Below are 11,828 nucleotides of genomic sequence, written 5' to 3'. Positions count from 1 at the left end.
ATGGGGCTCACACCGCTTAAAGAGTAAGTGACACCCGTTTGACCTGCAGTAACCAATGACGGCCCGGAAATTACTCCTGTACCAGAGGGCACTTCAAAACAGCTTATTGACAGCGTGGCCGAACCTCCTGTACTGGTAAATGAAAGATTCTGATCCGTAGCTGCAGCCGTAAATCGCAGGGAAACAAAGCCCTGACCATCACCCCCACCAACCAGTACGGCATTAGATGGCAACGTCCACATATGTCCACTTCCTGATCCGTTTGAACCGCTTCCTGATCCATATGCCGTGTAAGTGTACTGGTTATCGGCAGATAGACATACACCGGACTGCCCGCCTATTCCCACTTGGCAGTATGCTTCAGAAATAGAAAATATAGTCCAGCATATCGCCAGTGTGTTTCGAATCACTTTCATCTATTTATAAATTAAATTTTCGTTTACTCTTTCTTTCGATAATCAAACGGAGTTAGTGGCCGCCACTCGGATTACTACCTGCAAAACGCAGGTATCAAAAGACAATAAATGATCAGCTAAAGGAGTAACTCCTTTTTTAGAAAATTTTCCTGATCGGTATATTTATGATTAAGTAATCGTCGATAATGACACAACCCACTACCAAAAGGTTATTTTTAAATGTAATAATGGAGTGGCGGATGTGACCTCGGCATAGCCTTGGAGCTGGGTAGGTGCGTACATAGTAGTTTGCTTTGGGGTATTCAAATATATAGTTATTTCAACAACTTTAGGCACGCAGCATAGTTAAAAAAATTAGCGCAATACAATTACATAGAAGGGTGCAACAGATATAGCAAAATATCCCTAAAATCGGATTTACCTAAAATTTCGCGTAGTATTTACCACGATTTTTCCAAAATGCAGTTTGATAAGTATATATAAAACAAAGTATAGCCTGGCCGTCCAATAAAAATACCGATAGGCAAATTCTTGATAGAATGGCTCTAATCAATTCACACCATCTTATTCAATAGAAATGTGCCCTATTCGGTGCCCTGTTTTGCTATACTATATTTAGGGCACAGAATTGTGTTCAGCAAGATCGGATAGTTTTTCTATTTCAGATTTCGATTTGGAAATAAAATCCTAAAAGTCGTTCCGTGGTTTATCTCACTTTCAACTTCTATTTTTCCGCCTAAAGCGGTTACTTGAGTCTTTACCAGATATAGTCCCATGCCTTTGCCCTCTACATGATCATGAAAACGGCTATACAACGTAAATAATTTTTCTCTATAGGACGACAGATTCATACCTATACCATTATCACTTACCGTTAGACAAAATTGATTTTCAATAATTTCTGATTTAATGCGAATTAGCGGTCGTCTTTCCAGATGGCGATATTTAATAGCATTACCAATCAAATTAATAAGGATACTATCAAGGTAAGGTTTTAAAGTACGAATCAAAGGTGCCTTTGAAAAATCTGCTTCGATCTCTGCATTGGTTTCGAAAATTTCTTTCTCCAGATTTACCTTTATCAATCGCAGCTCTTCCAGCAGACTTACATCCGTGATGAGTGAAATATTATTTTTCCTTAAATCTAAAATGGCACTCAAATCTTTCACTACAGTGTCTAATTCTTTTGTTGCAAAAATGAGTTTGCCAATAATCGATTTCTCTTCTTCATAACTCTTGCATGCAAATTCTAAAACATTGCCCAGGCCTAAAATGCGTGCAACCGGTGCGCGGAGGTTGTGGGCTGTAATAAAAGCAAATTGTTCCAGTTGCTGATTATATTCTACCAGGTCTTTAGTTCTTTCCTTTATCTCTTCCTCAAGAGATTCGTTACGCAGTATAATTTCATTATTCTGTTTTTCGATAAGTTTTCGCGCTAATTGAAGTTCTTCATTCTGAGATGCTAATTCTTCCCGTTGATTAAACAGGTCATTGTTCTGAGCCTGAATTTCTTCATCACGAAGAACGAGTTCCTCATTTGTAAGTTCCAGTTCTTCCGTCCTTTTTGCGACAAGGCTTTCAAGTTTTTTATTTTGCTGTTCGATTGCCTGCACTCTTACTTTATAATAACCAATAGCCAAACCTATAACTAAAAGGACGAGCACTGTTTTGAACCACCATGTTTTCCAAAAGGGAGGTAAAATATGAATGACCAGTGATGTCCCCGTTTCATTCCAAAGGCCATCGTTATTGCATGCCTTAACCCGAAATGTATAGGTACCTGCATCCAGGTTAGTGAATGTAGCAGAACGCTGATTTCCTACATAGTTCCAGTCACTTTCAAAGCCCTCCAATTTATAGGCATACCTGTTTTTGTTGCTTGATGAAAAGTTAAGCGCTGCAAATTCGAGACTAAAAACATTGTATTTCGATGGCAGATATATCTCCTGCGTCTCACCGATATGACTTTTAAGCAATGAGTCTTTTTCTCCTATTGTTACGGATTTATTAAAAATCTTGAAATCAGTGATATAAACAGGCGGGATATTGGGATTGTGTCGGATATTATCAGGATCAAATACATTTATACCTTTACCTCCGAAGAAAAATAAACCATCTTTGCTTTTGAAACAGGCGTTGGGTTTAAATTCATTGCTAAGCAGTCCGTCACTTACATTATAATTCTGAATTGTTTTGTTGTCTGGATTGAATCTGGAGATTCCTTCAGTGGTGCTCAGCCAGAGATTCCCTTTGTCGTCTTCTAATATACCATTGACGATGTCATTGGGTAATCCGTCTTTAGTAGTAAAGCGCTTACTGAATTTTTTATCGATGAACATTTCAAGCCCTGTGGTGGTGGCAACCCAGAGCCTCTTTTTTTTATCTTCTAAAATACAATTGGTGAATTTGCTGGCTTTGATTTCTTTCTTATTTGTTCCGGTATCCAAACGGACAATTTTTTTATTCTTCGTATCAAATAAATTGAGTTCCTGGATGGTGCCCAGCCATACGTTGCCGTAACTATCTTCATAAATGCTTCTTATATAGTTATTTGCTGCATTATCATTTTCTTTATAGTTCTCAAAAGTTCCGTTTTTTTCATCGGTCAGAATATTTAGTCCTTTATAACTGGCTACCAATAATTCCTTTGTTTTCGAATATTCCAGGACGGAGTATACATTAGGATCAGAAAGACTTTTTACGTTTTTCTCATTCGGTAAATAACTAACAAAACGATCCGTTTTTTCATCATATCTGTTCAGGCCACCTGCCCAGGTTCCAAACCATATTCGGTTTTGGCTGTCCTCGCAGATCGATAATATTGGATTACTGCTGAGGCTGCCTTTTTGATCAGGCTCATGTTTATAATATTTCACCCTATTCTTATCCTTAAGCACTATTCCTCCTTCAGTACCAATCCAAATTCTTTCTTTATGATCCTGGTAAATGGCGTTTACTATATCATTTTCGAGAACGATATCGAGTTGAGAAAATTTGTTTTGCAATTTGTCTATTACGCACAATCCTTTTGAAAAAGTACCGATCCAGATTCTGTTCTGATGATCACGATATACCGACCACACGGAATTATCACTTAGTGAAGTCGGATCATTTTTGTCGAATAAAAAGTTGGTAAACTGATTGGTGGCCGTATCCATCCTGCTTAGTCCCCCGTTTTCTGTTGCCAGCCATAAATAACCATCGGCCCAGGTAATTTGTCTGATAGGTTTAACAAGGAGACTTCCGGGACGGGAAGGATTTGCAGTGAAATTGGTAAACTTTTCACTTTTGATTTCAAATTTACTTAGCCCTTCGCCTGACGCAATCCAGAGATGGCCGTTGCCATCTTTAAGAATTTGGTGAATATCCGCGCTTTCTGAATTTTCAGAGGCATGCAGATATCGTTTAACCGTATTGGTCTTTTTGTTCCATTTCAAAAATCCTCCCCGTCTCATCCCTATCCAAAATTCATCCTCTGATTCTCTCACAAGCGATTCAACTGGTTCTTTAGATGGAAATAGAATATAGCTTTTCCATTTCCCGGTGCTCCGATCCAGCTGTGCTACCAAAGCGTTGAAATATCTGATGCCTGTTATCCAGAGATTTTTATTATCATCTTCAGTAATTTGGAGAATATGGCTATTGGTAGAGAACTCTTTGATCCTGATAAATCTATCCAGTTTATTGTCATAGTACTGCAAGCCACCACTGCGCGTGCTTACCCAAATTTTTTTTTGACTATCCTCAAAGATATAGTTAACCGCATTTGTTAATAAGGTAGTGGTATCATCCGGATTGTTGCGGTAAACTTTGAAGGTATATCCATCAAACTTATTCAACCCGTCTTGTGTACCAAACCAAAGGAAGCCCTTTGAATCCTGAAGGATAAAATTAACATTGGAATTGGAAAGCCCGGAACTCACTTCAATTCTCGAGAATTTAACCTTCTCAACCGTAGGCTGTGCTGACGTAATCCTGCAAGAAAATAAAATAAGCAAGCACACCAATTGAAAGTGTTGGTACTTCATAGATTTTCAGACTTTCCTGTTTGTTAATTATAGATCAGCCCTTACCTTAAATCTCATAGCTGTGCGGACCTAACAGTAAACATACTACCTTGTTCCAAGCAGTTCCCCGTCTCACCTGAGGTACCGTATTTAGAACCAGATGTGTTTAAATATAGCAGAAATTTCGGTGTCAAAAGACTTACACCATATCCTGGCCCATGCGTAGTAGGGTATCTGGAAGTCCAGTCTATTGACGTTGATTCCGACAAGTGTAAACGCAGGCACCACTCAGGGGCCTCTCCAACGATTGAAGTAGCACCTCGATCGGTCTTTTGTTCTTCCTGGTATATCACGTTTCCGTCTAAAAATTATGGTATTGGTGTGTTAATTTTGCATCTGCTTAGGTGTATTTGAGTCATTCAAGCCAGTTGAATGATGGCAGGTCCAACGACTCGGTGTGGCGGAAGTCATTGATGTATACAGGCTATACACGAAATGGATTTAACTATAGTGTAAGTTTATGATTGTCCAATTGCGGACGTGTTCGTTCATGTTTGGCCGCCTGATACGTGAAAATTTTACGATAGATACGGATTTTTGCAGTGGCACCAATCTTGACAAGGCACGCTTATCATACAGGCTATATAAATAATTTTAAAAACTGCCATGCTAAAGAATTACATGATCGTTGCTTTCAGAATCGTTTTGCGCTCTAAGCTATTTTCTTTGATCAATGTTATCGGACTAAGCTTAGGATTGGCCAGTTGCGTATTAATTGGATACTACATTCAACAAGAATTAACCTACGATCGATGGCACCCTAACGTTGATCGTATTTATAGGATAGCCACCAACTTCTTAACCTCTAATGGCGGAGATCGGATTTCCGCTAGTCCAGACCGACTGGCTGTACAGCTCAAGGCGGAATTTCCTGAGATCGAGGGGTTCTGCCGTATAAACCCATTTAACGATCATACAGTACGCAGTAATGGAGAAAAGATAATTGAGAAAGGTTTCGCTACTGCCGATGCCCGAATATTGAAGATGTTTCAATACGAGTTTTTAGAGGGAGACGCAGCTACGGCATTGGCAAATCCTGATAATGTTGTGATCAGCGAAACAATTGCCCGCAAGTATTTTGGTACGATATACGCCGTGGCAAAAACACTTGAAATTGATGATAAGTTATATACCGTTACAGGTGTTTATAAAGACCTGCCGTCTAATACATCCTTACCCCGCCATGCATTGATGGGTTTCAATTTCACGGAGAGCCTGGATGCGCGCTGGATGTTTAATTGTAAAACTTATGTATTGGTTAGCGAAAAATTTGACCGCACTGCTTTTGATGAAAAACTGAAAGCCTTTACCAAAAAACACTTTCAGGATTTTGAAGTGGCGTTTGAACTTGCTCCTCTTAAAGATCTTCACTTTAGCTCAGGTGTAAAGTTTGACGGCGAAAAAGGAAATAAAAATTACCTGCTGGGGTTTGCGTTTGCCGGTGTGGTGTTGTTACTGGTTGTTACCTTTAACTATATAAATCTTTCAGTTCTGCTGTTGATCCGGCGGGCAAAAGAGATCGGTATGCGGAAAATATCAGGAGCGCGTACACACCACCTTATAACGCAGTTCTTAACTGAATCGATATTACTGCTTGTGATTTCAGGTATGTTCGCTTTTGGGTTCATTCAATTGATACTTCCAACATTTACCCTTGTTACCCATAAGACAATTGATTTTACCTGGAATAGCGACTATCTGATTTTACTGGGCTTACTCATTTTTTTTATTGCTCTGGTATTAGTTATGCTCATTTACCCGGGTAGCATGCTGGGCCGGATCCGGCCAACGACAATGCTAAAAGGAGACTTTCAGATGCGCAGCAGTCGATTAAGAAATTTCCTCACAACCATACAGTTTGGCTTGTGTACGGCTATACTGCTTTCGCTTGAAATTATTATACTGCAAATGCAGTTTGTGCATGACAAGCCTTTAGGATACGACCGGGAAAATCTAACGGTGCTTCGGTTGCCATCAGACTCTTTATCGCAAACTAAATTAAATGTGCTTTCCAATCAGCTGGCAACGGCTGGCTTTCAAGAGTATAGTTTTGCTACTTATGCAGCAAGTTTATTCGAGACAGATCCGATCCACGAGACCGTTACCGTTCCAGTTTCGGGTGAGGATATAAAGTTACAAGCGAATATTAAATTGGCAGATGCTAATTTTGTCGATGTGATGAAGATGCAAATTACCGCAGGACGGCAATTTAAGAATCACTCATCATCCACGTGGTCTGACCTGGTAATGGTCAATGAAACATTCGCGCGCGAAGCAGGATGGAAAGATCCCGTAGGGAGGGAAATAAAGCTCCCTTTTTTCAAGAATAAATTGAAAGTTATCGGAGTGATTAAGGATTTCCATTTTGCCTCGTTACATAACCCGATCGAACCGATGATTTTACAAGCAAAAGACTTCAGTGGCAATGTTTATTCGCCTGATAATGATGTGGCGAGTCTGTTATACCTAAAAGCCTCCCCTGAGAATTTACCCGCTATTAAAAAAACATACAAAGCTATATTTCCGGATGCCGTATTCGATTACAGTTTTTTGGATGATACATTTGAAGCACAGTACATCTTGGAACGAAATACGATAAGCTTACTGCTATATTTCGCAATACTGTCGTTGATTGCTACAAGCCTGGGATTATATTCTATTGCAGCGTATCAGGCAGAGATACGGACAAAGGAAATCGGTATAAGGAAGATTCTGGGTGCCAATCTTCAATCCTTATTTATGGTACTGTCAAAAAATAATTTTTTATGTATTTTAACAGGTACGGCATTCGGGGCGATTATAGCCTGGAAAGCCAGTAATTTATGGCTGGATAACTTTGTCTATAAAGTGCAGCTATACCTTCCATTATTGGTCATTCCTTTAGTTTTTGTTTTGACCTTTTCCGGAGTTGTTATTATATATAGCGTGTTCCGCGTGGCATCTGCCAATCCGGCACAATCGCTGCGAAGCGAGTAATGAATGGAATGATATTGTTAGGGAGACAGGCAAACCTTCATCCAGATCGTTTCAGGCACTATTATAGCCATGAAATTGCTGATGAGGATTTTATGAAGTAACCAGCTCCCACAGATATCCGCCAGCAGATTTCGATTTGCCGTTTACAGCAGATGCAATGCTAGTTGTATTTATACCTTCTGCACGCGCTGCCTCGCGTATGCTTGGATATTCTTTTAATAATTCGCCTTCTATGGAGTATTTGGCAACGGCCTTGCTGATCGTGGCTCTGTATTCCAGGGTGGAGGCGAAGTGTGATTTGATATCAATGCGCTTAGGCCCGTCTCCATATTGCCAGATATAGCCTCCGGTACTCTTAAGTTTTCCGGAAACCACGGCATAGATTGCCGATGCGCCTGTTGCTTTTGAAGCTTCGCGCATACTTGGATATACATTAATCTTTTCTCCTTCCATATTGTATTGTGTAACCATGCGCGCACTATTGGCGGCTGGGTTTTTAGCAAGCGCGCCCCGGTATATATTTCCTTTTGTGCGCCATACATAGCCACCTGCCGTGCGAGTCGGGTTGTTCAATGCAAACGATATGTTCGAAGCGATTAAACCCAAAGCCTTTGCTGCCTCTGCTATTGTGGGATACACGGTTAGTTTTTTACCTTCCAGTGAGTATTGTATTACCTCTCTGCCTTGTACGTTAGGGGTATAATTTATTTGTGAAGCAGGAAGTTTTTGGATTTCCGTTGTGTTGGCAAATTTCCATACAAATCCTCCGGCGGTTCTGTTATGACCATTCACATTTTTCTGAATGTTGTCCGAAGTCAGCCCGGTCTCGTTTGCAGCAGCTTGTATCGTAGGATAAGTTTTTATCTTTTTACCTGATAAAGTATACTGTGTTACCGGTTTGCCAATGCGATACGATTTGTGTTCTCCTTTATAAGAATCATTTTCAAAGCGCCACACAAACCCATGCGATACCTTGGCTCTTTTGTGGGCGCAGTCGAGCAATGTGGCGGCAGTATAGCCTGTGATGGCGGATGCTTCGTTGACGCTGGAGAATGTTGCTATTTGTTTGCCATCCAGCGAATACTGTATCAGTTTCTTCGCCTGGTTTTTAATCTTGTCTTTATACTCCCCCTTATAGGAGTCGCCTTTATATCGCCATACATAACCACCGGCAATCCTGGCTTTACGCAAGGCGCATTTGCTGATCTGTTCAGGCGGTGTTCCGGTTTGAATACCTGCTTCTTTTACACTCGGAAAGGTTCTGATTTTCCTGCCTTTCAGATCGTACTGTGTTACGAGTTTTTCGATTGAAAAGTCTTTGTGCTCGCCTTTATAGGGATCATCTTTGAACCGGTATACGAAACCATATAGTTGAATAGCCTTTTGTAACACCACCGCACGGATGCCGCCTCTGCTCGTATTATTATCTTTGGCAGCATCAGCAACGCTGGCATATTCTTTTATCTTTTTTCCATCCAACGAGTACTTGACTACCGGACGCGGTGAGTTTCTGTCTGACCAGGTTAACTTGTTGGCCTTTTTGATAGTTATGCCCGAACGAGGTCTTTTGTCAATTCTTAATTCGTGTATATATCGTTCAGTACCGTTCATGAGTACGAGGTTATCGTACCGGTTATTACAGTTGTCTCCATCTTTATGAACAACAACAAGCTTATCCTCCCTGAAATTTATAGGTGCTACAAAAGCGTTATATACGAGTCTGTTTACTTTGAAACCGTACTCCTGACCTTCGTAGCGCAAGTGTATCTGGAGTTGCTCGGTATAACTTTTTGTATAGGTGTTGTAGTATTTGTTAATTGACTGCTTTCGTATTCTTTCTTTTGTATAATACATTTGCCCGGTTATGAGCACGATCAAACGGGGCGCTGCCCAGATGCGTCCATAATTTGAAATGCAATAACATCCATCGAATCCCGGAATGTCTGCCCATTCTTCGCCTTCCATGGAATCCAGTGAAAGATTCATAAAAGGATACTGATCGTAGTTTTTAGATTTAGGTTTAACCAAGGTTGTTGTCTTTTTCACAAAGTTAGTATGTCTGTATTATCTACTTGTATCGCGTATTCCGCGGTATTAATAAAATATCAACCGGGGTAATACAGGATAAAATACGCGGGCTTGAAAAGAGGTAAACTCATTATCTTTTAATCGCTGATATACTTTTAAGGTAATAGCGAGTAAGTTAACCAAGATAGTGGATGCAAACAGACTTCTTTTAAAATCAGCTGAAATTACGCCAGGAGCTTAATGAGTTTAACGACATTGGCAACCATGGCATCATCCCCCAATTTTATGTCCTGATCAAACATTACCCATGGGCACTCTTTTTCTATTTCACGTAGTGTGGTCAAAAACTTTTTCATGTGGATTCGTTCCATAATTTCCTGTTCACTGCTAACCGGGCTGTACGTTTTATTCAACGTCAGGTCAATAAATTTTATCATCAGTTTAATATCTACGCCCGCTTCAACCATACTCTTGGCGAGCGATGCATTCGGGCTATCGGATTGTTTCATAGTTGAGAAAATGTTTAATGACAAGTTCATGACAGCAAAAAATAAGCCGTTGCGTTCCTGGACATGGAAATCAATAAAGCTAAATGAGTAACCATCGTGTTAATAATGATTGTACCCGTTAAATAAGGTATAACTATAGCAGTTATAGTAACTTGATCTGATGTAGTATGTATATCCACCAGCGATGGATATACGGATAGAAGATGACGCCATTGATTCTTCTGACTTCATTTTCTCCATTTTAGGATGCTGGCTATTTTATTTGGGAGTACCGTATGAGAAAGTGTCAAAACTCGCCAAGACAATCTTCCAGCGCTGGTACAGCCTTTTTAAATATATCCAGGTTAATCTGGTTGCAACATTTCAGGCATTTCGTACACGACATTACCAAAAGCGGTGTGAATTCCGACAATTCTTCGGAGTCGCTTTCAATGAAAGATAATGCACGTTTACAATTTTGATAGCAGTACGTAACCGCCATGGTATGTTTTTCCAGCTTTGGATTATCAATACACCGAAGTGCTTCCGCGCAAGGTCTTAGCGCGTCAATACATTTAATAAGGGCCCTTTTCAAGGCCACGTGGTTAACAGATGTGGGATTGCTATTCATATATGAAGTGACAACAAATTATTCGGCAACGGAGGTTTCAGGTAACCTGTTTTGCTTTATAAATCTTATTGAATAACTTAAATAGTAAATATTCATTATTGTAAGACGGAAATTGAAATAGAGTTAATCAGGCGGATTAACTCTATATTTGTCTGTGTACGTATCAAGAGCGGTGTGGCTATTTAATAATCCCTTTGCTACGGAAATACTTTTCTATTTTGCTTGCGCTATCGCTCTGTAGTGCGCGCTTGGCACCTCCAATCTGTAATCCTGATACTTTCCATTTCTTCATCCAGAATGAAAGTTCTTCACGTAATACCTTAGAGGTGTTCGGGCCTTTTTTTACTTTTTTCTTTGCCATTTTAGATTTTATTAGACAGCAAAAATATACTATTAGAAATACTATTCAACTTCTTTGTGAAGCATGTGTAATCAGTAAGGCTAATTTCTGCCAGTGCAGCACACAAATACCGGCACATTTTGCTTTGAAGCCAACAACATAGAACACAAACATTCTGACTGTACGCCCGCGTATCAACACGTATAACAGTTGTTTGGCAGAGTATACTGTCGTTTGGTTGATTTCAGCAGCTGATACTAACCCGATAGTATTACGCTCATGATGTATGCACTATATGGGCGTGCATATCGCTATACCAATATATTTTATGCAGATGGCCCGGGCCGGTACAATATGCTTTAACGCTGCCATTTTTCTTTTACTTCACATAGAACATTGGTATTTTTATTCTTAGTGCGTATCTTTTGATCGGTTTGATTCGAAAAGCACTTGCTGTGTGGAGTGTTCTCAACATAGACATCGCCAGGAATATTTTTTTGACAGCAGGATTTTATATAACAGAAAAAAGAACTGATTTTTTATGACAGAATTATTGGTATGTATAGGCTGTATACTTTCTATATCTGCTATGGCGGTTTATTTGGGCTTGAAGATTAAAAGGAATAAAGAATTACTTCGGGCTGCTGAAGCACAGGTGGCAGCTAAAGTAACTGAACTGGAATTGAAGGAAGCCGGGTTTACTATTAAACAGGAAGAATTTATAAGAAAAGATCAGGAAAAGCGCCCAAACCAATGATGCATTAAAAGCTTGTGGAAGTTCAGGACATACTGCTGAACACTTACCGCGATGATGAATTATAGTAACCCCAAATAATGATGCTCTACGAACGAAGCTGCCGCAGGGCAGCTTTTTTTATGCGC

The 11,828-nt window shown here is 39.9% G+C and carries 7 protein-coding genes; 2 read left to right on the top strand and 5 right to left on the bottom strand.

Annotated elements, in window-relative coordinates; all coding sequences use genetic code 11:
- Both V7Q33_RS22405 and V7Q33_RS22400 read right to left on the bottom strand, forming a co-directional pair.
- Window positions 1–416 (bottom strand): hypothetical protein (locus V7Q33_RS22405; protein WP_333821360.1); only part of this gene is annotated, 416 nt, incomplete at its 3' end.
- Between the two features lie 656 nt (window positions 417–1,072).
- The gene (locus tag V7Q33_RS22400) at window positions 1,073–4,444 is read right to left on the bottom strand and encodes a two-component regulator propeller domain-containing protein (RefSeq protein WP_333821359.1); all 3,372 of its coding nucleotides are present in this window, start codon (window positions 4,442–4,444) and stop codon (window positions 1,073–1,075) included.
- Window positions 4,445–5,089: 645 nt separating this feature from the next.
- Here V7Q33_RS22400 and V7Q33_RS22395 point away from each other — a divergent pair.
- The gene (locus V7Q33_RS22395; protein ID WP_333821358.1) at window positions 5,090–7,459 is read left to right on the top strand and encodes an ABC transporter permease; all 2,370 of its coding nucleotides are present in this window, start codon (window positions 5,090–5,092) and stop codon (window positions 7,457–7,459) included.
- 90 nt (window positions 7,460–7,549) lie between these two features.
- On the opposite strand, the gene V7Q33_RS22390 is transcribed toward V7Q33_RS22395, so the two are convergent.
- From V7Q33_RS22390 to V7Q33_RS22380, 3 genes are all read right to left on the bottom strand, one after another.
- A complete protein-coding gene (locus tag V7Q33_RS22390; protein WP_333821357.1) occupies window positions 7,550–9,487 on the bottom strand; it encodes an NUMOD1 domain-containing DNA-binding protein in 1,938 nt (645 codons plus the stop codon).
- Window positions 9,488–9,711: 224 nt separating this feature from the next.
- Complete coding sequence (locus V7Q33_RS22385; RefSeq protein WP_333821356.1) at window positions 9,712–9,996, bottom strand: hypothetical protein; 285 nt, start codon at window positions 9,994–9,996, stop codon at window positions 9,712–9,714.
- 788 nt (window positions 9,997–10,784) lie between these two features.
- Window positions 10,785–10,967 (bottom strand): hypothetical protein, encoded by a 183-nt coding sequence (locus tag V7Q33_RS22380; RefSeq protein ID WP_333821355.1) that lies wholly within the window; start codon window positions 10,965–10,967, stop codon window positions 10,785–10,787.
- Between the two features lie 520 nt (window positions 10,968–11,487).
- On the opposite strand from V7Q33_RS22380, the gene V7Q33_RS22375 reads away from it, so the two are divergent.
- The gene (locus tag V7Q33_RS22375) at window positions 11,488–11,703 is read left to right on the top strand and encodes a hypothetical protein (RefSeq protein WP_333821354.1); all 216 of its coding nucleotides are present in this window, start codon (window positions 11,488–11,490) and stop codon (window positions 11,701–11,703) included.
- Window positions 11,704–11,828 lie beyond the last annotated feature (125 nt).

This window comes from Ohtaekwangia sp. (genome assembly GCF_036786105.1).
Taxonomy (GTDB): domain Bacteria; phylum Bacteroidota; class Bacteroidia; order Cytophagales; family Cyclobacteriaceae; genus Ohtaekwangia.
This window is presented reverse-complemented; position numbering and strand designations above follow the sequence as displayed.